Raw genomic sequence first — 22,190 nt, forward strand, 5'->3', positions numbered from 1 at the left:
CCGCCGGATTTCCTATGGTCTGCTCAGCCCACCATTGCGACTCGCCGGTCAAGGCTTTACTGTCGCGTCACGGGCCGAAACCGACAGGAAATGTCGACTCGACAGGATCAACGAAGACGGACGGAGAGACGATGACGACGGTACGCGCAGCGATTTCGCAGACGACGTGGACGGGCGACAAGGAGTCCATGCTCGACAAGCACGAGGGATTCGCGCGGGATGCCGCGGCCCAGGGCGCCCAGGTGGTGTGCTTCCAGGAGCTGTTCTACGGGCCGTACTTCGGCATCACGCAGGACAAGAAGTACTACCGCTTCGCGGAGTCCGCCGAAGGCCCCATCGTGCAGCGATTCGCGGCCCTCGCGAAGGAGCTCGGACTCGTCACGGTGCTGCCGATCTACGAAGAGGCCGAGACCGGCGTCTACTACAACACGTCGGTGCTGGTGGATGCCGACGGCACGATCCTCGGCAAGTACCGCAAGCACCACCTCCCCCACCTCGACCGGTTCTGGGAGAAGTTCTACTTCCGTCCGGGCAACCTCGGCTATCCCGTCTTCGAGACCGCGGTCGGCCGCGTGGGCATGTACATCTGCTACGACCGCCACTTCCCCGAGGGCTGGCGCGAACTGGGCCTCAACGACGCGCACATCGTCTTCAATCCGAACGCGACGAAGCCCGGTCTGTCGAACCGCCTGTGGGAGGTGGAAGGCCCCGCGGCCGCCGTCGCCAACGGCTACTTCGTGCTGCAGCCCAACCGCGTCGGGCGCGAGGACAACGAGTACGGCGACCTCGCGGTCGACTTCTACGGCACGAGCCAGGTCATCGACCCGCGCGGGAACTTCGTCGGCGAACGCGGTTCGGGAACCACCGAGGAGCTGCTCGTGCGCGACCTCGACATGGACATGGTGCTGCAGATGCGGGATGACTGGCAGTTCTACCGCGACCGCCGACCCGACTCCTACACGAAGATCGCGAAGCCGTGAGGTCGGGCTCATGACGACGACACTCATCACCGGCGGGACGGTCGTCTCGGCGACGGGCCGCGCACAGGCCGACGTCCTCATCGACGGCGAGACGATCACGGCCGTGCTCGAGCCGGGGTCGCAGCTGCTCGGCACCGACCTCACGGCATCCGTCGAGACCGTCATCGACGCGACCGGGAAGTACGTCATCCCCGGTGGGATCGACGCGCACACGCACATGCAGCTGCCGTTCGGCGGCACGTTCGCGAGCGACACGTTCGAGACCGGCACGCGCGCGGCGGCCTGGGGCGGCACGACCAGCATCATCGACTTCGCCGTGCAGAAGTACGGCGAGCGCGTACAGGACGGCCTCGCGCACTGGCACGAGCTCGCCGCCGGCAACTGCGCCGTCGACTACGGCTTCCACCAGATCATCGGCGGTGTCGACGAGGACTCGCTCTCGGCGATGCGGGGACTGCTCGACGAGGGCATCTCGAGCTTCAAGCTCTTCATGGCGTACCCGGGCGTCTTCTACTCCGACGACGCCCAGATCCTGAAGGCCATGCAGGTGAGCCGCTACACGGGTCTCATGACGATGATGCACGCCGAGAACGGTCCCGCGATCGACGTCCTCGCGGCGCAGCTCGTCGAGCAGGGCAAGACCGACCCGTACTACCACGGCATCGCACGAGCGTGGCAGATGGAGGAGGAGGCGACGCATCGCGCGATCATGCTCGCGAACCTCACCGGCGCGCCGCTCTACGTCGTGCACGTGAGCGCCAAGCAGGCCGTCGAACAGCTCGCCTGGGCGCGCGACAAGGGTCAGAACGTCTTCGGCGAGACCTGTCCGCAGTACCTCTACCTGTCGCTCGAGGAGCAGCTCGGCGCCTCCAGCGACGAGTGGGGGCGCTTCGAGGGTGCGAAGTGGGTCTGCTCCACCCCCCTGCGCTCGCGCGAAGAGGGCCACCAGGACCACATGTGGCAGGCGCTGCGCACGAACGACATCCAGATGGTCTCGACCGACCACTGCCCGTTCTGCATGAAGGGCCAGAAGGACCTCGGTCTCGGCGATTTCCGCAGCATCCCGAACGGCATCGGCTCGATCGAGCACCGCATGGACCTCATGTACCAGGGGGTCGTGACAGGCAAGATCACGCTCGAGCGCTGGGTCGAGCTCACCTCGACGACACCGGCGCGCATGTTCGGCCTCTACGGCCGCAAGGGCGTCATCCAGCCCGGCGCCGACGGCGACATCGTCGTCTACGACCCGAACGGGCACACCTCGATCGGGTTCGGCGAGGGCAGGACCCACCACATGAACATGGACCACTCGGCGTGGGAGGGCTTCGAGATCGACGGTCACGTCGACACCGTCATCTCGCGCGGGAAGGTCATCGTCGACGACGGCGCGTACCTCGGCGCCAAGGGCGACGGCCGGTTCCTCAAGCGCGGCCTGAGCCAGTACCTGACGTAAGGAACACGATGGATTTCGGAGTCGTCCTCCAGACCAACCCGCCCGCCGCGCGCACGATCCAGCTCGCCAAGCTCGCCGAGGCCCACGGCTTCAGCCACGTGTGGACCTTCGACTCGCACCTGCTGTGGGAGGAGCCGTACGTCGTGCACTCGGCGATCCTCGCCGAGACGAAGAAGGTCATCGTCGGCCCGTTCGTCACCAACCCGGCGACGCGGGACTGGACGGTCACGGCATCCGTCTTCGCGACGCTCAACGAGATGTACGGCAACCGCACCGTCTGCGGCATCGGCCGCGGCGACTCGGCCGTGCGCGTCACGAACGGCAAGCCCGTCACGATGGCTGAGCTGCGCGAGTCGATCCACGTCATCCGCGAGCTCGGCAATTCGCGCGCGGTCGAGTACAACGGCGCGACCCTGCAGTTCCCGTGGAGCCGCGGCTCGTCGCTGGACGTCTGGGTCGCCGCCTACGGCCCCCTCGCGCTCAAGCTCGCAGGCGAGGTCGGCGACGGCTTCATCCTTCAGCTGGCGGACGTCGACATCGCCGAGTGGATGATCAAGACGGTGAAGGATGCCGCGGCGAACGTCGGCCGCGACCCCGAGTCGCTCGCCTTCTGCGTCGCCGCGCCGATGTACATCGGCGACGACGAGGAGCACATGCGCGACCAGTGCCGCTGGTTCGGTGGGATGGTCGGCAACCACGTCGCCGACATCGTCGCGAAGTACGGACACCACGGTGCCATCCCCGACGCGCTCGCGGACTACATCGAGGGCCGCAAGGGCTACGACTACAACTCGCACGGCAAGGCCGGCAACGATCACGTCGACTTCGTGCCGGACGAGATCATCGACCGCTTCTGCATCCTCGGCTCGGCGACCGACCACATCGCCAAGCTCGAGCACCTCAAGAGCATCGGCGTCACGCAGTTCGCGGGCTACCTCCAGCACGACAACAAGGAGGAGACGATGCGCGTCTACGGCGAGACCGTCATCCCCGCTCTCACGACCCACGCGACGGCCAAGAGGTGACGGCACCTTCCGCATCCACCTCCCGCCGGCGGCGGGACGCGCAGGCGCGCACGGCTTCGGCCGTCGCGTGGGGCGTGCTCGGCGTGCTCGCGGTGATCCTCATCTGGGAGCTGTACAAGTTCCTCGGCCCCGCCGAGGGAGTCGTCATCGGCGGCGACGGCTCGGCCGGCTCGGGCGTCATGATCCTGCCGCGCACGCACGATCGCGCGATGCCGCACGTGTGGGACATGGTCGCGCGTCTCTTCCAGTCCACGAGCGGCGGAGACACCCCGCCCCTGTGGGTCACCGTCGCCTCGGCCGCTCTGGTCACCCTGGGCATCGCCGCCGTCGGGTGGCTCATCGGCGTCGTCGTGGGAGCGATCCTCGGGCTCGCGATGCAGCGCTGGCGGATCGTCGAGTGGGGCCTGCTCCCGTGGATCGTCGTGAGCCAGATCGTTCCGCTGATCGCCTTCGCGCCGGTCGTCAACGCGATCGGCAACCAGATCGACCGCGGCGGCACGCCCTGGCCGCAATGGCTCTCGGTCGCCGTCATCGCGTCCTACCTCGCGTTCTTCCCGGTCGCCGTCGGCGTGCTCCGCGGACTCGCGGCGCCCGACCGCATCCACCTCGACCTCATGCGCACGTACGCCTCGGGGTACTGGGCGACGCTCACGCGACTGCGGATACCCGCCGCCGTGCCCTACCTGCTCCCCGCGCTGCGGCTCGCCGCCGCGAACGCCGTGCTCGGCGCGGTCGTCGCCGAAGTGTCCATCGGCATGCGCGGCGGCATCGGGCGCATGCTCATCCAGCTCGCAGGCCAGGCCTCGAGCGACCCCGCGGCTCCGTGGGGACCGACGTTCGGCTCCATCGCGCTCGGACTCATCGCCGCCGGCTCGGTCGCCCTCCTCGGGCTCGGGCTGCGCAACTACCGCCGAGGAGAGGCCACCGCATGACCGCCCCCGAAATCGCAGAACTCGCCGTCAGCGCCGCCGGTGTCGGCAAGATCTTCCCTACGAAGGACGGCGACATCACGGCGCTCACAGATGTCGAGCTGACGGTGTCGGCGGGCGAGTTCGTCTCGTTGATCGGACCCTCGGGATGCGGCAAGTCGACGCTCCTGCGCCTCATCGCCGATCTCGACCAGGCCACGAGCGGCGATCTGCGGATCTTCGGCAAGGGCGCGCGACAGGCGCGACTCGATCAGGACTACGGCATCGCGTTCCAGCAGGCGGGCCTGCTCCCCTGGCGCACGGTCGCGGCGAACATCTCGCTGCCGCTCGAGCTGCACGGCACGGCGCGCGCGGCACGGTCATCCCGCGTCGCCGAGCTCGCAGAGCTCGTCGGGCTCACCGACTTCGTCGACCGCTACCCCGACCAGCTGTCGGGCGGCATGCAGCAGCGCGTGGCGATCGCCCGCGCTCTCGCGACGAGCCCTCGACTGCTGCTCATGGACGAGCCGTTCGGCGCACTCGACGAGATGACGCGCGAGTACCTGCAGTCCGAACTCGCGCGGATCGCCGCCGAGACGGGGGCCGCCGTCGTGTTCGTGACGCACTCGATCCCCGAGGCGGTGTTCCTGTCGGACCGCGTCGTCGTCATGAGCCCGCGCCCCGGTCGCATCACCGACGTCATCGAGACGAATCTCGGCGAGGAGCGGGACGAGAGCCTGCGCGAGTCCCCGGCGTACTTCGATCGCGTCACCGCCGTCCGCGAGGCCCTCCACGGCACGCGCGTCGAGAGGGCGAACGAGCGATGAGCGCCGGGACGACGGAGGCCCAGAACGTCACGCTCCGGCGGGTCAAGACGCGCACCCCCGATCGCGAGCCGCCGGGCTGGCTGCGCATCGTCGCCCCGATCGTCGTCGGCGTGCTCATCGTCGTGCTCTGGACGCTCTACGTCGCGTCCGGTGCCGCACCGCGCATGCTGCCGGGCCCGGTGGCGATCGGCGAGGAGTTCGTCCTGCGCTTCGGCATCATCTGGGAGGACATGCTGATCACGGCGACGAACGCTCTGATCGGCCTGCTCGTCGGCTCGGTGCTCGCGATCCTGCTCGCGGGTCTCGCCGCGGCCGCGCGACCGATCGACGGCATGCTCGCGCCGCTCGTCGCGGCCCTCGCCGTCATCCCGATCGTGGCGATCACGCCCATCCTCAACACGATGTTCGGAGCCTCGAGCCAGTTCGGGCGCCAGGCGGTCGCGACGATCGCCGCGTTCATCCCGGTGTTCGTCAACGTGCTCCGCGGGCTGCGACAGACCCGCGCGGTGCACCGCGACGTGCTGCGCGCGTCGGCGGCGACGAGCGGCCAGACCTTCCGCTTCCTCACTCTGCCGACCGCCGTTCCCTACCTGATGACGGGCCTGCGCATCGCGGCCTCGCTCGCCGTCATCGCCGCCCTCGTCGCGGAGTACTTCGGCGGTCCCGCCGACGGGATCGGCACCGCCATCGCCACCTACGCCAAGTCGGGGCGCGCCGCGCTCGCCTGGGCGTACGTGCTCGGCGGCATCCTCATCGGTCTCGTCTTCTTCCTCGTGACGTCGCTCCTGGAGCGTCTCGCGACGAGGAGATCGCCGGTCTGACCGGCATCGCACCACCTGCACCACCGAACCCGAAAGGAACAGCATGAGACACAGCACCGGGCGCGGCCTCGCCGCCCTGTCCCTGGCCGCCGTCACGGCCCTCACGCTCGCCGCGTGCTCCGGAGGCTCGACACCGGAGTCCACGGAGGGAACGGGCGACTTCGAGCCGCTCACCGACATCAGCCTGCAGCTGCAGTGGCTGCCGCAGGCCCAGTTCGCGGGCTACTACGTCGCGCTCGACCAGGGCTACTTCGAGGAGGAGGGCTTCGACAACGTCGACATCATCCCCTCGGGCGGCGACATCGTGCCGCAGGACGCCCTCGTCGCGGGTGACGTCGACTTCGCCATCGCATGGGTCCCGAAGGTGCTGGGCACCCTCGAGACGAGCGGCGTCGAGCTGACCGACATCGCGCAGGTCTACCAGAAGTCGGGCACGCTGCAGGTCTCGTGGGCCGGCGACGGCATCACCGAGGTCGCGGACTTCGAGGGCAAGCGCATCGGCTCGTGGGGCTTCGGCAACGAGTGGGAGATCTTCGCCGCCATGGCGGCCGACGGCCTCGACTCGACCGGCGTCTCGATCACGACGCAGGACTTCTCGATGAACGCCCTGCTCGACCGCGACGTCGACGCCGCCCAGGCGATGACCTACAACGAGTGGGCGCAGATCCTCGAGGTCGTGAACCCCGACACGGGCGAGCTGTACCAGCCCGAGGACTTCGACGTCATCTCCTACGAGGACACCGAGGGCGCGATGCTGCAGGACGCCATCTGGGCCGACACGCAGCGCCTCGCCGACGACCCCGCCTACGCGGACGCGGCCGTGCGCTTCCTCAAGGCCGTCACGAAGGGCTGGATCTTCGCGCGCGACAATCCCGAAGAGGCGGCGTCGATCACGTACGACGCGGCGATCAACGCGGAGGCCGCGTTCCCCGTGGGTCCCGTCCACCAGCTGTGGCAGATGAACGAGGTCAACAAGCTCATCTGGGCCGGCGGCGACTTCGGTCTCGTCGACAAGGCGGCATGGGACAAGACGGTCGCGGGTGCGCTCTCGGCCAAGAACCAGGACGGCCTCGAGCTCATCACGACCGAGCCCGCGGCATCCGCCTACTCCAACGAGTACATCCAGAAGGCGCTCGACGAGCTGGCCGATGAGGGAGTCGAGGTCGGCGGCGAGTACACGCCGATCGACGTCGTGCTCACCGAGGGCGGCCAGTAGCGCCGCCGGACGTTCCGTCCCGCAGCGCACGTTCGACGGCCGGGGTGTCGGTTGACCCCCGGCCGTCGAGCGCGCACGGTTGAATCAGACGAATCCCGGAAGGACTCCGCATGACCGATGACCTGGATGCCACGGCGACGGCGCTCGACAGGGAGTACGTCTTCCACTCCTGGCTCGCGCAGGCCAACCTGAACCTCCCCGTCATCGCGGGCGGCCTCGGCACCGAGGTCTGGGACTTCGCCGGCAACCGCTACCTCGACTTCGCGAGCCAGCTGGTCAACGTCAACATCGGGCACCAGCATCCCGCGGTCGTCAAGGCCATCCAGGAGCAGGCAGCGACCCTCGCGACGATCGGTCCCGCCACCGCGAACCTCACCCGCGGCCAGGCCGCGCAGCGCATCCTGTCGAAGGCCCCCGCGGGTTTCAAGAAGGTCTTCTTCACCAACGGCGGCGCCGACGCGAACGAGAACGCCATCCGCATGGCGCGCCTGCACACGGGGCGCGACACGGTGCTGTCGACGTACCGCAGCTACCACGGCAACACGGGCGCCGCGATCGTCGCGACGGGCGACTGGCGACGGATGCCGAACCAGTACGCGCGTGGTCACGCGCACTTCTTCGGCCCCTACCTCTACCGCAGCGAGTTCTGGGCGACGACGCCCGAAGAGGAGTCCGCTCGCGCCCTGCGCCACCTCGAGCGCGTCATCCAGTCCGAAGGACCGCAGACGATCGCGGCGATCCTCCTCGAGTCCGTGCCCGGCACGGCCGGCATCCTCGTGCCCCCGCCCGGCTACCTCGCCGGCGTCCGTGCGCTGTGCGACACCTACGGCATCATCCTGATCCTCGACGAGGTCATGGCGGGCTTCGGCCGTACGGGCCGCTGGTTCGCGTTCGAGGGATACGACGTCGTGCCCGACCTCATCACCTTCGCCAAGGGCGTGAACTCCGGGTACGTGCCGGTCGGCGGCGTCGTCATCTCCGATGAGATCTCCGCGACGTTCGACGACCGCGTCTTCCCCGGCGGGCTCACGTACTCCGGGCATCCGCTGGCCGCGGCATCCATCGTCGCCTCGATCGACGCGATGGAGGCCGAGGGCATCGTCGACAACGCGCGGCGCGTCGGCGCCGACGTCATCGGCCCGGGCCTCGCGGCGCTCGCCGAGAAGCACGCGATCATCGGCGAGGTGCGGGGTGACGGCGTCTTCTGGGCGCTCGAGCTCGTCACCGACCGCTCGACCCGCGAGCCCGTCGGCGCCGACGTCATCGGCAGGCTGAAGACCGAGATGACCTCGCGCGGACTCATGCCGTTCACGGCCGAGAACCGCATCCACGTCGTGCCCCCGTGCGTCGTGACCGACGACGAGGTGGCACGCGCCCTCGAGATCTACGACGAAGCATTCTCCGCCGTTCCGGCGTGAAAGACGACGACGGGCTCCCACGAAGCGCTCGCGATGAAAGGAAAGAACATGTCCGAGACTCTCGACCACTGGGTCGGCGGCACCACGTGGGCCGGCACCTCGACGCGCACCGGCGACGTCTACAACCCCGCGCTGGGAACGGTGCAGAAGCAGGTGCGGTTCGCCTCGACGGCTGACGTCGCGTCCGCTGTCGACACCGCCTCGGCGGCGTGGGAGTCGTGGCGGGATGCCTCGATCTCCAAGCGCACGGCGGTCATGTTCGCGTTCCGCGAGCTGCTGAACGAGCGCAAGGACGAGCTCGCGGCGATCCTCACGGCTGAGCACGGCAAGGTGATCTCGGACGCCCTCGGCGAGATCGCACGCGGCATGGAGGTCGTCGAGTTCGCGTGCGGACTCGGCCACCTCACGAAGGGCGCGTACTCCGAGAACGTCTCGACCGGCGTCGACGTCTACACGCTGCGTCAGCCGCTCGGAGTCGTGGGAATCATCAGCCCCTTCAACTTCCCGGCGATGGTGCCGCTGTGGTTCTTCTCGATCGCGATCGCGGCGGGCAACAGCGTCATCCTCAAGCCCAGCGAGAAGGACCCGACGGCCGCGAACTGGCTCGCCGCCCTCATGACCGAGGCGGGGCTGCCCGACGGCGTGCTCAACGTGGTGCACGGCGACAAGGAGGCGGTGGATGCCCTGCTCGAGCACCCCGACGTCCGATCGATCTCGTTCGTCGGCTCCACTCCGATCGCCAAGTACGTCTACGAGACCGCGACGAGCCACGGCAAGCGGGTCCAGGCGCTCGGCGGGGCCAAGAACCACATGCTCGTCCTGCCCGATGCCGACCTCGACCTGGCCGCGGACGCGGCCGTCAACGCGGGCTTCGGCTCTGCGGGCGAGCGCTGCATGGCGATCTCGGTCGTGCTCGCCGTCGACTCGATCGCCGACGAGCTCGTCGCGAAGGTCGCCGAGCGCATGGGCACCCTCCGTACCGGCGACGGCACGCGCGGCTGCGACATGGGTCCGCTGATCACGAAGGTGCATCGCGACAAGGTCGCGTCCTACATCGACGTCGCGGGCACCGACGGTGCGGATGTCGTCGTCGACGGCCGCGGCGTCGAGATCGACGGCGACCCGAACGGCTTCTGGCTCGGCCCGACCCTCATCGACAAGGTGCCGACGTCATCCGCCGTCTACACCGACGAGATCTTCGGCCCCGTGCTGTCGGTCGTGCGCGTCAACGGGTACGAAGAGGGCCTCGGCATCATCAACGGCAGCCTCTACGGCAACGGCACCGCGATCTTCACCAACGACGGCGGTGCCGCCCGCCGGTTCCAGCGCGAGGCGACGGTCGGCATGATCGGCATCAACGTGCCGATCCCGGTGCCCGTCGCGTACCACTCGTTCGGCGGGTGGAAGGCCTCGCTCTTCGGCGACGCGAAGGCGTACGGCCCCCACGGGTTCGACTTCTTCACGGCCGAGAAGGCCGTGACGTCGCGCTGGCTCGACCCCTCGCACGGCGGCCTGAACCTGGGCTTCCCCCAGCACGACTGACGCGGATCACGGCATCCGGCGCGGAGCGGACCGCGTCGGATGCCGGATTCGGCGATGACGGGACGCCGCGACGTCAGCCCTCGGACGGCGGCGCGTACACCCGTACGGCGTCGGCGACGGCGACGCAGCGCAGAGTGAAGACCTCGCCGCCCGGCTCGACGAGCTCGCCGTCGTGGACGAAGACGGCGGGATGCCCGGGCGCCGGCCGCACCGAGACCTCGAACTCCGAGACGAGGAGGCGCTCGACGTCCTCGCGCGGTGGCATGAGTCGCAGGGCACGCAGCACCGCCGCCGTTCTGCGACCGAACGCCAGAAAGGCGACGGCACGCACGCGCGAGCCGCGGGCGTGGTGGATGCGGACGTCGAGGATCGCGCGCTCGAGCTCTTCGCGCTGCATCGTCGCGACGCGCTGCGGATCGTTGCGGCCGATGCCGACGAAGACCGACCACACCTTCGCACGGCGGCCGTCCCGCACGATGACGAGCGGCTCCGCGCCGCGCATCGTCTGCCACGCGGCGACGACCCCGCCGAGCCACTTGCCCAGTCGCGGGCGGTACTTCTCCCGATCGTCGATGAGTTCGGGATAGCTCCCGACCGAGACGGCGTTGAGCGCGAGGAACGACTCTCCGCCGTTCGCGGCACCCTCGATCGCGCTGACCTCGATCGAGTGGCCGGCGTCGAACGCGTCGAGCGCGGCATCCACGTCCTCGATCCCCGCCGAGCGTGCGAAGTGGTTGAACGTGCCGCCGGGCAGGACGAGCAGCGGACGATCGAAGCGCCGGGCGAGGCCGGCCATGCGCGAGACGGATCCATCGCCGCCGTACACACCGAGCACGACGGGCGGGTCGTCGGTGTCGACGGCGCGCGAGACGACATCCGCCATGTCCTCGCCCTCGCCGAGCATGTGCACACGGGCTTCGGGAAGCCGGGCTTCGAGGACCGGAGCGGGATCGGGCCGGATCACGGCGGTGCCGGACTGCGCGTTGCGCACGATGAGAAGCCCGCGACCGGGGGCATCGGGGGGAGGCGTGCCGTGCATCATCAGAGCGTAGTCTCCCCGTGCTGCACCGCCGCTCGCGGCATCGAGGGCACGCGGTCAGCCGAGGGCGATCGGGCGGTTCTCGAAGAACGTCTGCAGCACGATCGTGGTGCGCGTGCGCACGGACGCGGCGAGCCGGATGTCGCGGATCAGCGTCTCGAGGTCGCGCGGCGTGGCGACGCGGACGAAGAGCATGTACGCCGCATCGCCCGCGATCGAGTGGCACGCCTCGATCTCGGTGAGGTGCTCCAGCATCTCGGGTGCGTTGTCGGGCTGCGCCGGATCCAGCGGCGTGATCTCGACGAACGCCGACAGCGGCTTGCCGACGGCTTCGGCGTCGACGACGGCCCGATACCCCGTGATGACCGCGCGCTGTTCGAGCCGGCGCAGCCGCGCCTGCGTGGCCGAGACGCCGAGCCCCACCGCGTGCGAGATGTCGGCGAGCGTCGCGCGCGCGTCGGCCGAGACCGCGGCCACGATGCGGGCGTCGATGTCGTCGTCGATGTGAGCTCCGCGGTCGTTCATGGGCTGATCGTAGCGGATACCGGAAACTTTCCGGTGCACAACGGATGCACCGTAGGGATTCCGTTAGAATCGGACCCGCGCATGATGCGCATCCACGAGAGCGATCGGAGGTCCCCCATGTCCATGACCCAGCACGACAAGGTCATCGTCGGCGAACCCGAGGTCGTCGAGGACGGCCGCGCCGTCGGCGTCGAGAACACCGCCGAATGGATGCGGCTGAAGGATGCCGCGACCCTGCTGCAGGGCATCCAGATCAAGGACGGCTCGATCCCCGAGGCATCCGACCACGCCGACGCCCGCGTCGCGGTCGAGGCGATCATCGACTCGATCCGCGCTCTCGCGCCCCGGTTCCCGCATGACGCCGAGTACCTCGCGGCGAACGCTCACGACTTCGAGCGCTGGGCCGACGGCGGTTTCGGGGTTCCGGACTTCTACGACTCGCTGGTCGCGTTCCAGCCGCAGCAGCATCGCGTCGACGGCATCCGTCACCTCGTCGTGTTCCCGATGTACACGCAGAACGGGTCGCAGAACCGTTTCGTCGAGGCGCTCATCGTGCAGGCGATCTGGCCCGAGTTCATCGCACAGCTCGAGGCGGGCGACTACGGCAACAAGCTCTTCGTCTCGCTGCGCCTCGTCGACTTCACGCCCGGCTACGACACGAACTCGGCCGTCCTGTTCCCCGAGACGGTCGCCATGCGCGAGATCCCGACCTTCACGTGGGGCGCGATCTTCCAGGACCGCGAAGCGGCTCGCTACCGTCGCGTCACGCGTGCCGCCTCCGAGATCACCAAGCTCGACCTGCCCGCAGATGCGGCGCGCATGCTGGATGACCAGCGGCTCACCGAGAAGACGTTCGTGATGTGGGACATCATCCACGACCGCACGCACATGCGCGGCGACCTGCCGTTCGATCCCTTCATGATCAAGCAGCGCATGCCGTTCTTCCTCTACTCGCTCGAGGAGCTCCGCTGCGACCTCACGGCGTTCCGCGAGTGCGTCGCGATCACGGCGCGCCTGCGCGCGCAGGACGAGCTCACCGCGGCAGAGGCCGAGATGCTCGAGCACGCGGTGCTCGTGCAGTACGCGGTGATCTTCGACCGCATCTTCCGGTTCGCGATCACAGGCTCCCGCGTGCGCAACTACGACGGGCTCGGCGGTCAACTGCTGTTCGCGTGGCTGCACCAGCGCGGCGTGCTGCACTGGACCGACACCTCGCTCGCCTTCGACTGGGACGAGGTCCCGGCGGCGGTCGTCGCGCTCGGCGACGCGATCGACGAGCTCTACTGGCGCTCGATCGACCGCCCGAAGACGGCGCACTGGCTCGCCGCGTACGAGCTCGTCCGCTCGACCCTGACGCCGAACCCCGCGTCGGCGTGGGCGCGCGGCCTTTCCGACGAGATCCTCGCCGGCGCGCCGAAGGGCTACACCGACGCGGTGATGGACGACGAGTTCCCGCTCTCGATGTTCTTCGAGGCGCTCGAGAAGAAGATGCGCCCCGTCATCGAGTCCACCGTGGGGATCCGCGGCGACGATGACTGAGGCATCCCCCGAGCCCACTCACTTTCCGCGAACCCACTCGATCTTGTTCACGAATCCGGGTGGGTTCGCGAAAAGAAGGTGGGTTCGGTGAGCGGCGTCCGTGGCCGCACAGTGATGGTCGCCGGCGCGGGTAGCGCCTCGGGAGCGGCGGCGGCGCGGGCCCTGGTCGCGGCCGGCGCGCGCGTCGTCGCGGTGGGGCGGAATGCCGGGCGGCTCGCCCACGCCGCCGAGGCCGGGGCCGAGATCGAGGTGTGCGATCTCGCCGACGAGAAGGCCGTCGACGCGCTCGCGGCGAAGGTCGGGGCGGTCGACGGCATTCTGCACCTCGTGGGCGGATGGCGCGGCGGAGGGGGCCTCGCGGGTCAGTCCGACGACGACTTCGGCTTCCTGCTGCAGTCGCTCACCGCTCTGCGGCACGTCACTCGCGCGTTCGACGAGGGTCTGCGCGCGTCGCCGTCGGCGCGGGTCGCGATCGTGTCGTCGACCGCGGTCGCGCGGCCCCTCGCGGGCGGCGCGAACTACGCCGCGGTGAAGGCAGCGAGCGAAGCGTGGGCGCGCGCCGTCGCACAGGGCTACGCGAAGGCGGCTCGGGATGCCGATGAACCGCTGGCTGCGGCATCCGTCGTCTTCCGGGTCAAGGCTCTCGACGGGCTCGAGGACGTGCTCGCACGGGCATACGTGGAGCTCTGGGATGCGCCCGCCGCCGACGTCAACGACACCGTCGTCGAGCTCTCGTAGGCTTGTCCCTCGTGACCACGATCCACGACATCCACGTCCGCGGCTTCGCCTCCGACAACTACTCGGGCGTCCACCCCGAAGTGCTCGCGGCGATCGCCGCGGCGAACGACGGCCACCAGGTGGCGTACGGCGAAGACGTCTACACCGCGCGCCTGCAGGAGGTCATGGCGCACCACTTCGGCGAGGGCGTCGAGGCGTTCCCCGTCTTCAACGGCACCGGAGCGAACGTCGTGGGGCTCCAGTCGATGCTGCCCCGCTGGGGCGCCGTGGTCGCGGCATCCACCGCCCACATCAACGTCGACGAGGGCGGCGCCCCCGAGCGCGTCGCGGGCATCAAGATCCTGAACGTGCCGACCGACGACGGCAAGCTCACGCCCGAGCTCATCGACCGCGAGGCATGGGGCTGGGGCGACGAGCACCGTGCGCAGCCGCTCGTCGTGTCGATCACGCAGTCGACCGAGCTCGGCACGCTGTACACCCCCGATGAGATCCGCGCGATCGCCGACCACGTCCACCCGCTCGGCATGCGTCTGCACCTCGACGGCGCGCGCATCTCGAACGCCGCGGCCTCGCTCGGCGTGCCGCTGCGCGCCTTCACGCGCGACGCGGGCGTCGACGTCCTCAGCTTCGGAGGCACCAAGAACGGCGCGGTGCTCGGCGAAGCCGTCGTCGTGCTGGATCCGGATGCCTCGGCCGGCCTGACGTTCCTGCGCAAGCTCAACATGCAGCTGTCGTCGAAGATGCGCTTCGTCTCGGCGCAGCTCGTCGCGCTGCTCGAGGGCGACCTGTGGCTGCGCAACGCCTCGCACTCCAACGCGATGGCCCAGCGCCTGCGCGCCGGGGTCGAGGCCGGGATCGCCGACGGCTCGATCTCGGGCGTCGCGTTCACGCATCCCACGCAGGCGAACGGCGTCTTCGCGACGCTGCCCGACGGTGTCGCCGATCGCCTGCGCGAGTCGTTCCGCTTCTACGACTGGGACGCCGCGCGCAACGAGGTGCGCTGGATGTGCTCGTTCGACACGGCCGAGGCCGACGTCGACGCGTTCGTCGCGGAGCTCTCGCGCCTGACGAGCTGACGGCAGGTCAGCGCCCGGCCAGCCAGTCCGCGTAGGCGTCGAAGGCGAACGGACGACCGAGGAACGACTCGACGAGGTCGCGGGCGTCTCTCGACCCGCCCGGTTCGAGGACGAGCTCGCGGTAGCGGCGGGCGGCCTCGGCATCCATCAGATCGTCACCGAAGCCCGTCAGCAGGTCACGCGCGATGACGAGACTCCACTGGTAGGTGTAGTAGCACGCGCCGTAGCCGGTCAGATGACCGAAGCCCGCGTACATGTGCTGGCCGTCGAGCTGCTTCACGGGAGTGGACCGCTCCTGCAGCGCGACGGTGGCCCCGTGCAGGTCGGCCGGTCGATCGACGTGCAGGTGATACGACACGCGTGCGTAGGCGAGCTGCTGGCGTACGCCGATCGCACGACCGAAGGCATCGGCCGTCCGCATCCTGGCGACGAGGTCGGCGGGGATCGGCTCGCCGTCGGCATTCGCGGTGAAGGATGCCAGGACCCCGGCATCCCACGCCCACTCCTCGAGCAGCTGGCTGGGGGCCTCGACGAAGTCCCACTCGGTCTCGAAGCCGCTGAAGCGCGCCCAGCGCTGACGTCCCCCGAGGATGAAGTGCACGAGATGCCCGAACTCGTGGAAGAACGTCACGACCTCGTCGTGCTCGAGCAGTCCGCGTGAGAAGTTGCACAGCAGCACGCCCTCGGGCAGCACCCGCCCTTCGATGCCGCGCGCGAGCTCGAAGCAGGCCGCATGGTTGTACTTGCCATCGCGCGGGTGCAGGTCGAGGTGGATGCGACCGAGCCGGTCGTCGCCCCGGAACACGTCGTATGAGCGCACGTCCTCGTGCCAGGTCGGCACGTCGAGCGGCACGAACTGGATGTCGAGGAGGCGGCCCGTGACGTCGAGGACGCCCGGCAGCACGCGGTCGAACGGGAAGTACGAGCGGACGACCTGCGCATCGACGTCGTACTGCTCGTTCTTGATGACGCTCTGCAGGTAGAGCGAGTCGGCGTTGGTCACCGCCTCGGCATCGGGGTCGTCCTGCCGCAGGCGCTCGAGCAGCACGTCGTACTCGGCCGTCGCGGCATCCAGCGACGCCGCGTCGAGCTTGGCGAGGAACGTCGGGATCTCGGCGCCCGCCCCGATCATGCGCGTCTCGGTCTCGTAGTCCGCCCAGTCCGAGAACCCGAGCAGGCTCGCGCGCTCGGCACGCACCGCGAGCAGCTCGGCCAGGACCTCGTCGTTCACGGGCCACCCGAGGTTGCGGAAGACCCGTGTGAGCGCGATCCGCGTGTCGCGGTCGGTCGCGTACTCCATGACCGGCCCCACATCCGTGTACTCGGTCGTGAGGGTCACGGTGCCGTCGGCGTCGGCGGGATGCGCGTCGATGAAGTCCTGCGGAAGCCCCGCGAGGCCCGACGCCGGCACCGTGATCTGCTGCCGGCCCTCTCGGATGTTCCGCGAGAACGTGAGCGACAGCTCGGTGTCGCGATCGGTGAGCTCCGCGACGCGCGCGCGGCCCGCGTCATCCAGCTCGACCCCTCCGCGACGGAAGTCGCGCAGCAGGCGGGTGAGCAGTCGCGCCGCGCCCTCGTCGAGTCCCTCGGCGTCGGCGTCGGCGAAGACCCGCCACAGCTCGCGGTCGAGCAGGCGCGACGCGGCGAGCGATTCGACGGCCTGGACCTGCGCCTCGGCGGCTTCGCGGACGGATGCCTCGGGGTGCGCCTCGCTGAGGACATACGCTTCGCTCACCGCCTCGCTGAGGGCGATCTCGGCATCGTTCCAGAGCTCGAGGCGCTCGGCCGTGCCGAGGTCTTCGGAGCGGAGCCGCTCATCGATCGCGCGGACGGTCGCGATCCGCTCGGCGGGCCGTTCGGTGGCGAACGTCGTCCAGCCGTCGAGGTCGGTCGGGAGGTCGAGGGGAGCAGGAGTCACGGCTCCGAGCCTAGAACGTCCGTTCCGGGCGCGGAGCCGTGAGGGGGATCTGCGGATTACGCGTCGGCGCGCTCGAACTCCTCCACCTCGTCGGGGGCCGCTTCGTCTTCCGTCTCGACAGAGCCGACGAGTCCGGGGACCGCGTCGACGACGGTCACCGGCACGATGCCGGAGTCGTCGTCGTCCTCGAAGTCGTCCTCGCCCTCGATGACGGCATCGACGGTCTCGTCGACGTCCGCGTCGTCGTCCGCGCCCTGGGCGTCGGCCTCGGTCGACTCCTCGACGTCCGCCTCGTCCTCGACGTCCGCTTCCTCGGCGACCGGCTCCTCGACGTCCGCTTCCTCGACGTCCGCCTCCTGCGTGGCCGGCTCCTCGAAGGCGGGCTCCCGGAAGGCGAGCTCGTCGGCATCCGTCTCTTCGACTGCCTCGGGGGCTGCGGCATCCATCGTCGCGCTCGCGGCAGCCACGGGCGAGGACACGTCGATCGAGCCCTCGGGGCGGATGAGCTCCTTGACCTCCGCCATGAAGCTCGTCAGCTGGTGATCCTGCCAGCGCAGCTGCCGCGTGCGGTCCTCGGCGTCGCGCAGCGCCGCCTGGGCGTGGCCGGTCACGGTCTCGATGATCTTCTGCGCCTTCGCGCGAGCCTGCTCGAGGTGCGCATTGGCGCGCACGTGGGCATCCGCCTCGATCTGCTGCGCCTGGGCCCGCATGAGCCGCTCGAAGTCGTCGGCCTTGGATGCGACGCGCTGCGCGTGCTCGAGCGAGGCGGCGACCTGGTTGTTGGCGTCCTGCGTGATGCGCTCGGCGTGCGAGACGGCCTGGTTGTGCAGGACGAGGAACTCCTGCTGGGCGTCATCCTGGCGGCGCGTGAGGGACTCTTCGAACTCGAGTGCTCGCACGCGGAGCTCGCGGACGGCCTCTTCGGCCTCGGAGCGCGCGGTCGTCGTCTCACGCGCGACGAGCGAGCGGAGCGCGGCGGCACCCTTCTCGGCCTCGGAGCGGATCGCGGCGGCCTCCTGCGCGGCCTGCGCCACCTTCTCGGCGGCGTGCGCGGCTTCGCGCTCGATCCCCGACTCGTGCGCCGTGCGCTCGGTGTCGATGCGCAGGCGGAGCTGCTGCGCCTCGCTCTCCGCCTGTGCGACGATCGCGGCGGCCTCGGCCGCGGCATCCTTCCTGCGGTTCTCGATCTCGGTCCGCGCCGACTCGAGCAGACGCTCGCCCTGCACCGAGGCGTTGCGCAGGAGCTGTCCCGCCTGCTCCTCGGCGACCCGCAGCACCTCCTCGAACTGGTGGCGGTTGGGGGTCTCGGCAGCACTGCCGGTGAGCTCTTCGGTGAGCGCTTCGGCACGCTGATCGGCTGCGGTCGCGCGCGCGTTCGCGGTGGCGAGCTCCGCCTCGAGGCGGGCGATGCGCTCCTGCACGTCGGCCGTCGCGGCGTCGGCCGCGGCCGCGGCGCGCTCGAGGGCATCGGCCTCGCGCTCCTTCGCGGCGGCGAGCTCGAGCTCGAGACGCTCGACGGCCGCCTGCGTCTCGGTGCCGGCTCGCCACTCGCGATCGCGCAGCTGCGCGACCTGGTCAGCGCTCGCGCGCAGGCGCGAGTTCATGGTCGCGAGCGTGGCGTCGACCTCGTCCTTGTCGTATCCGCGGAACACCGTCGTGAACGAGGCGTCGGCGCGCGGCGCCGACGACGGTGTCGGCGCCGACGACGACACGGTCGCGAAGAGCTCGTCGAAGGGGGTGGAGTCCTGCGCGTTGTCGCGACGGGCGGGCACGGAATCGGACATCGGGTCTACCTGCTTCTCGGGGTTCGTGGTGTCCTCGGCGATGTTCGGGTCGGAGTGCGCTTCGGACGGCCGGCTCGGGCGACACGATTCGCGCCGCCCTCCACGACAGAGGGGGGTATATATCACGCAGAGAGCTGGACGCGTGGCAGGAGAAGAATACCCGTCCCAGCTGGATGCTGAAGACCGATGTCAGCGGAGCGCGCCGACGCTTGCGAGGGCCAGTCGGATGAGCGTCCCGCGTCCGCCCTCCATCTCGGCGGCGAGGGCGTCGGAGGACGCCTCCTCGGGCGTCAGCCACGTCACTTCGAGCGCGTCCTGACGCGGCTGGCAGGTGCCGGTGACGGGGACGACGAAGGCGAGCGACACGGCGTGCTGGCGATCGTCGTGGAACGCGCTGACCCCCGGCAGGGGGAAGTACTCGGCCACCGTGAACGGCGTCGGCTGCGCCGGAAGCAGGGGGAACGCCATGGGCCCGAGGTCGTTCTCGAGGTGGCGGAACAGGGCATCGCGCACGGTCTCGCCGTAGCGGACACGGCCCGACACGATCGTCCGCGACATCTCGCCGACCGGCGACGCCCGCAGCAGGATCCCGACCTGAATGACCTGGCCCATGCCGTCGACGCGCACGGGAACGCCCTCGACGTAGAGCATGGGGATCCTGCGCCGCGCCTCGGCCAGCTCGATCTCGCTCAGCCAGGCGGGGTTGGACGCGTTGCCGGACGGCGGACCGTAGGGCTCGTCGCCGGCGGGCTCGGGATCGGGAGTGCGCACGGACATGTCTCCTGTATACCTCAGACGCCTCTTGCCATGATGGGGGGATGCCGGACGACATCCCGCCCCTGGATCCCACCGTCGTGCAGTGGTCCGTCCGCGCGGACGACCGTGCGGGCCGACCTCTCCTCGTGCTGCTGCACGGATACGGCGCCGACGAACACGATCTGTTCGCGCTGGCGCCCTACCTGCCGGAGTCGCTGGTCGTGGCATCCGTCCGCGCGCCTCTCACGCCGCCCTTCCCCGCGCCGGGCTTCTCGTGGTACCCGATCGAGGGTCTCGACGGACGCGACCCCCGGCACGTCACGGAGTCGGCATCCCGTTTCATCGAATGGGTGGATGCCGCCACCGACGCCGACACCGTCGGACTGCTCGGGTTCTCGCAGGGCGCCGCCGTCGCGCTGCAGGCTGTCCGGCTCCAGCCGCAGCGGTTCGCGTTCGCGATCAACCTCAGCGGCTACGTCACGCCGGGCGACCTGCCGCGCGACGAGGAGCTCGCGGAGCTCCGGCCGCCCGTGTTCTGGGGGCGCGGGACCCGGGACGACGTCATCCCCTCGTTCCTCGTCGCCCACACCACGGAGTGGCTCCCGGAGCACGCCGATCTGAGCGGTCGCGTGTACGAGGGTCTGACCCACAGCGTCTCGGAGCAGGAGCTCTCAGACGTGCGTACGTTCCTCGACAAGCAGCTCGAGGCGCTGTAGACGGGATTCCCAGCCACGGCGGAAGCGGCATCCGGTATCGTGGCGGAAGTTCCTGTCCCCTCCGTGAGGATGATCCGTTGAAGATGATCGACGCCACCGCGCTGTAACAGCGCTGTTCCGTCGACCTTCAGCCCCAGGGCCGCACTCTCGACGCTTCAGCGCATCCGTTCCGCGCTGACCGTCGACTCCGCCTCCTCCGGCGCCTCTCCGGCGCCCCCGGCTTTCGTGTCAGCGCATCCGCGACTCACGGAGGTCTCATGCCTGCTCACACCCTCACACCATCCATCGTCCTCGACCGCGTCTCGTTCTCGTGGCCGGACGGCTCCATCGCTCTCACCGATGTCACCGGCGCCTTCGGCACCGGACGCACGGGCCTCGTCGGGCGCAACGGCTCGGGCAAGTCGACGCTGCTTCGCCTCATCGCCGGCGAGCTCCCGCCCGACGCGGGCCAGCTCGTGCGGTCGGAGGATGCCGCGCACCTGCCCCAGCACCTGACGCTCGCCATCGACCGGCCGGTGGCCGACCTGCTCGGCGTCGGATCCTCGCTGCGCGCGCTGCGCGCCATCGAGTCGGGAGACGTCGATCCCGCGCACTTCGACACCGTCGGCGACGACTGGGACGTGGAAGCGCGCGCGCACGAGGCGCTCGCCGAAGCGGGGCTCTCTCCCGACATGCTCGACCGCCGCGTCGGCGAGCTGTCGGGCGGCGAGGCCGTGCTCACGGCGATCGCCGGCATCCGCGTGCGGCGTCCCGCCATCACGCTGCTCGACGAGCCGACCAACAACCTCGACCGAGACGCACGCGCGCGCCTGTACGACATGGTGCGCACCTGGCGGGGCGCGCTCGTCGTGGTGAGCCACGACACCGCGCTGCTCGACCTCATGGACGACACCGCCGAGCTCTACGCGAACGAGCTGTCGGTGTTCGGCGGCCCGTACTCGGAGTGGCGGGCGTGGCTGGATGCCGAACAGGGTGCCGCACGGCAGGCCGAGCGCGCAGCTGCGCAGGTCGTCAAGCGCGAGAAGCGCGACCGCATCCAGGCCGAGGTGACGATCTCGCACCGCCAGGCGATGGGTCGCAAGGCGCAGCTCGAGAAGCGGGTGCCCAAGATCATCGCGGGCGGTCGCAAGATGGCCGCCCAGGTGTCGGCGGGCAAGCTCCGCGGCGAGAAGGCCGATCGCGAAGCAGCCGCGCGCGAGGCGCTGGATGCCGCGGAGCGCCGCGTGCGCGACGACGACACCGTGCGGATCGACCTGCCGGATCCGGGTGTCCCCGCCGGTCGGCGCATCGCGACCATCGATGACGGCGCGCACGCGTGGGTCGTCCAGGGACCCGAGCGCGTCGCCCTCGTCGGACCGAACGGGGTCGGCAAGACGACGCTGCTGGAGCGGCTCGTGCACGACTCCTCTCCGGAAGGGGTGCTGACCGGCCTCGCACGCGCGACGGCGCACACGGACCGGATCGGCTATCTGCCTCAGCGGGTCGACGGACTCGACGACGACGCCTCTGTGCTCGAGAACGTCAGCGCAGCCGCGCCCGGGGTCACGACGGTAGACCTGCGCAATAGGCTCGCACGCTTCCTCATCCGAGGAGCCGCCGTCGAACGGCCCGTGTCGTCGCTCTCTGGGGGCGAGAGGTTCCGGGTCGCGCTCGCGCGGCTGCTGCTGACCGATCCGCCGCCGCAGCTGCTCGTGCTCGACGAGCCGACGAACAACCTCGACCTCGACACCGTCGGCCAGCTCGTCGACGCCCTTTCGGCGTACCGGGGCGCCGTGCTCATCGTGAGCCACGACGACGCATTCCTCGAGCGCGTCGGCGTCGACCGCGTCCTCGAGCTCGACCGCGAGGGGAGGCTGACCGAAGGGTGACTTCGGGGGCTCTCCCCCGTGCTCTCGGCGACGGCAGAGGC

At 69.9% G+C, this 22,190-nt stretch carries 19 protein-coding genes; 14 read left to right on the forward strand and 5 right to left on the reverse strand.

All coding sequences use genetic code 11. The features are described 5' to 3' along the window. The first annotated feature begins 131 nt into the window (after positions 1-131). From ACTIFV_RS15310 to ACTIFV_RS15350, 9 genes are all read left to right on the forward strand, one after another. Positions 132-980: a nitrilase-related carbon-nitrogen hydrolase gene (locus tag ACTIFV_RS15310; RefSeq protein ID WP_439593660.1), complete on the forward strand. Its 849-nt coding sequence runs from the start codon at positions 132-134 to the stop codon at positions 978-980. 10 nt (positions 981-990) lie between these two features. Further along, on the forward strand, positions 991-2,433 hold the full coding sequence (gene hydA / locus ACTIFV_RS15315) for a dihydropyrimidinase (protein ID WP_439593661.1): 1,443 nt from the start codon (positions 991-993) through the stop codon (positions 2,431-2,433). Positions 2,434-2,441: 8 nt separating this feature from the next. Next, positions 2,442-3,458: a TIGR03842 family LLM class F420-dependent oxidoreductase gene (locus ACTIFV_RS15320; RefSeq protein WP_439593662.1), complete on the forward strand. Its 1,017-nt coding sequence runs from the start codon at positions 2,442-2,444 to the stop codon at positions 3,456-3,458. Next, positions 3,455-4,390 carry an ABC transporter permease gene (locus tag ACTIFV_RS15325; RefSeq protein WP_439593663.1) on the forward strand — a complete coding sequence of 312 codons (936 nt, stop codon included), beginning with the start codon at positions 3,455-3,457 and terminating at the stop codon, positions 4,388-4,390. Before ACTIFV_RS15320 ends, ACTIFV_RS15325 begins: the two co-directional genes overlap by 4 nt. After that, positions 4,387-5,193 carry an ABC transporter ATP-binding protein gene (locus ACTIFV_RS15330; protein WP_439593664.1) on the forward strand — a complete coding sequence of 269 codons (807 nt, stop codon included), beginning with the start codon at positions 4,387-4,389 and terminating at the stop codon, positions 5,191-5,193. Before ACTIFV_RS15325 ends, ACTIFV_RS15330 begins: the two co-directional genes overlap by 4 nt. Then, positions 5,190-6,014, forward strand: a complete 825-nt coding sequence (locus tag ACTIFV_RS15335; protein ID WP_439593665.1) for an ABC transporter permease — start codon at positions 5,190-5,192, stop codon at positions 6,012-6,014. The genes ACTIFV_RS15330 and ACTIFV_RS15335 overlap by 4 nt, the downstream gene beginning before the upstream one ends. Before the next feature lie 43 nt (positions 6,015-6,057). After that, a complete protein-coding gene (locus tag ACTIFV_RS15340; RefSeq protein WP_439593666.1) occupies positions 6,058-7,230 on the forward strand; it encodes an ABC transporter substrate-binding protein in 1,173 nt (390 codons plus the stop codon). 110 nt (positions 7,231-7,340) lie between these two features. Continuing rightward, complete coding sequence (locus ACTIFV_RS15345) at positions 7,341-8,648, forward strand: aspartate aminotransferase family protein (protein ID WP_439593667.1); 1,308 nt, start codon at positions 7,341-7,343, stop codon at positions 8,646-8,648. Positions 8,649-8,696: 48 nt separating this feature from the next. After that, positions 8,697-10,190, forward strand: a complete 1,494-nt coding sequence (locus tag ACTIFV_RS15350) for a CoA-acylating methylmalonate-semialdehyde dehydrogenase (protein ID WP_439593668.1) — start codon at positions 8,697-8,699, stop codon at positions 10,188-10,190. Between the two features lie 73 nt (positions 10,191-10,263). Here the strand turns inward: ACTIFV_RS15350 and ACTIFV_RS15355 are convergent, their stop codons facing one another. Together ACTIFV_RS15355 and ACTIFV_RS15360 are read right to left on the reverse strand one after the other, a co-directional pair. Beyond that, complete coding sequence (locus ACTIFV_RS15355; RefSeq protein WP_439593669.1) at positions 10,264-11,232, reverse strand: diacylglycerol/lipid kinase family protein; 969 nt, start codon at positions 11,230-11,232, stop codon at positions 10,264-10,266. A gap of 54 nt (positions 11,233-11,286) precedes the next feature. After that, positions 11,287-11,754: an Lrp/AsnC family transcriptional regulator gene (locus ACTIFV_RS15360; RefSeq protein ID WP_439593670.1), complete on the reverse strand. Its 468-nt coding sequence runs from the start codon at positions 11,752-11,754 to the stop codon at positions 11,287-11,289. A 117-nt stretch (positions 11,755-11,871) separates the two neighbouring features. On the opposite strand from ACTIFV_RS15360, the gene ACTIFV_RS15365 reads away from it, so the two are divergent. The 3 genes from ACTIFV_RS15365 to ACTIFV_RS15375 all read left to right on the forward strand — a co-directional run bounded on the left by ACTIFV_RS15365 (position 11,872) and on the right by ACTIFV_RS15375 (position 15,107). Continuing rightward, complete coding sequence (locus ACTIFV_RS15365) at positions 11,872-13,293, forward strand: DUF6421 family protein (protein ID WP_439593671.1); 1,422 nt, start codon at positions 11,872-11,874, stop codon at positions 13,291-13,293. Between the two features lie 87 nt (positions 13,294-13,380). Then, on the forward strand, positions 13,381-14,031 hold the full coding sequence (locus ACTIFV_RS15370) for an SDR family NAD(P)-dependent oxidoreductase (protein WP_439593672.1): 651 nt from the start codon (positions 13,381-13,383) through the stop codon (positions 14,029-14,031). 11 nt (positions 14,032-14,042) lie between these two features. After that, positions 14,043-15,107, forward strand: coding sequence for a threonine aldolase family protein (locus ACTIFV_RS15375; protein WP_439593673.1), 1,065 nt, complete (start codon positions 14,043-14,045; stop codon positions 15,105-15,107). Positions 15,108-15,114: 7 nt separating this feature from the next. Here ACTIFV_RS15375 and ACTIFV_RS15380 read toward each other — a convergent pair whose 3' ends face one another. The 3 genes from ACTIFV_RS15380 to ACTIFV_RS15390 form a co-directional block, all read right to left on the reverse strand. Beyond that, a complete protein-coding gene (locus ACTIFV_RS15380; RefSeq protein ID WP_439593674.1) occupies positions 15,115-17,025 on the reverse strand; it encodes a M3 family metallopeptidase in 1,911 nt (636 codons plus the stop codon). A 56-nt stretch (positions 17,026-17,081) separates the two neighbouring features. Continuing rightward, on the reverse strand, positions 17,082-18,809 hold the full coding sequence (locus ACTIFV_RS15385; RefSeq protein WP_439593675.1) for a hypothetical protein: 1,728 nt from the start codon (positions 18,807-18,809) through the stop codon (positions 17,082-17,084). Positions 18,810-18,998: 189 nt separating this feature from the next. After that, a complete protein-coding gene (locus tag ACTIFV_RS15390; RefSeq protein WP_439593676.1) occupies positions 18,999-19,586 on the reverse strand; it encodes an NUDIX hydrolase family protein in 588 nt (195 codons plus the stop codon). A gap of 41 nt (positions 19,587-19,627) precedes the next feature. Between ACTIFV_RS15390 and ACTIFV_RS15395 the strand changes: the two genes are divergently transcribed. Next, on the forward strand, positions 19,628-20,281 hold the full coding sequence (locus ACTIFV_RS15395; RefSeq protein WP_439593677.1) for an alpha/beta hydrolase: 654 nt from the start codon (positions 19,628-19,630) through the stop codon (positions 20,279-20,281). 257 nt (positions 20,282-20,538) lie between these two features. Further along, positions 20,539-22,149 (forward strand): ABC-F family ATP-binding cassette domain-containing protein, encoded by a 1,611-nt coding sequence (locus ACTIFV_RS15400; RefSeq protein WP_439593678.1) that lies wholly within the window; start codon positions 20,539-20,541, stop codon positions 22,147-22,149. Positions 22,150-22,190 lie beyond the last annotated feature (41 nt).

This window comes from Microbacterium sp., from assembly GCF_051860965.1.
Lineage (GTDB): Bacteria > Actinomycetota > Actinomycetes > Actinomycetales > Microbacteriaceae > Microbacterium.

Coding starts and splice junctions, on each gene's coding strand:
- ACTIFV_RS15365 (WP_439593671.1), top strand. CDS start 11,872: ATGTCCATGACCCAGCACGACAAGGTCATCGTCGGCGAACCCGAGGTC.
- ACTIFV_RS15345 (WP_439593667.1), top strand. CDS start 7,341: ATGACCGATGACCTGGATGCCACGGCGACGGCGCTCGACAGGGAGTAC.
- ACTIFV_RS15360 (WP_439593670.1), bottom strand. CDS start 11,754: ATGAACGACCGCGGAGCTCACATCGACGACGACATCGACGCCCGCATC.
- ACTIFV_RS15340 (WP_439593666.1), top strand. CDS start 6,058: ATGAGACACAGCACCGGGCGCGGCCTCGCCGCCCTGTCCCTGGCCGCC.
- ACTIFV_RS15385 (WP_439593675.1), bottom strand. CDS start 18,809: ATGTCCGATTCCGTGCCCGCCCGTCGCGACAACGCGCAGGACTCCACC.
- hydA (WP_439593661.1), top strand. CDS start 991: ATGACGACGACACTCATCACCGGCGGGACGGTCGTCTCGGCGACGGGC.
- ACTIFV_RS15400 (WP_439593678.1), top strand. CDS start 20,539: ATGCCTGCTCACACCCTCACACCATCCATCGTCCTCGACCGCGTCTCG.
- ACTIFV_RS15355 (WP_439593669.1), bottom strand. CDS start 11,232: ATGATGCACGGCACGCCTCCCCCCGATGCCCCCGGTCGCGGGCTTCTC.
- ACTIFV_RS15350 (WP_439593668.1), top strand. CDS start 8,697: ATGTCCGAGACTCTCGACCACTGGGTCGGCGGCACCACGTGGGCCGGC.
- ACTIFV_RS15335 (WP_439593665.1), top strand. CDS start 5,190: ATGAGCGCCGGGACGACGGAGGCCCAGAACGTCACGCTCCGGCGGGTC.
- ACTIFV_RS15320 (WP_439593662.1), top strand. CDS start 2,442: ATGGATTTCGGAGTCGTCCTCCAGACCAACCCGCCCGCCGCGCGCACG.
- ACTIFV_RS15390 (WP_439593676.1), bottom strand. CDS start 19,586: ATGTCCGTGCGCACTCCCGATCCCGAGCCCGCCGGCGACGAGCCCTAC.
- ACTIFV_RS15330 (WP_439593664.1), top strand. CDS start 4,387: ATGACCGCCCCCGAAATCGCAGAACTCGCCGTCAGCGCCGCCGGTGTC.
- ACTIFV_RS15310 (WP_439593660.1), top strand. CDS start 132: ATGACGACGGTACGCGCAGCGATTTCGCAGACGACGTGGACGGGCGAC.
- ACTIFV_RS15395 (WP_439593677.1), top strand. CDS start 19,628: ATGCCGGACGACATCCCGCCCCTGGATCCCACCGTCGTGCAGTGGTCC.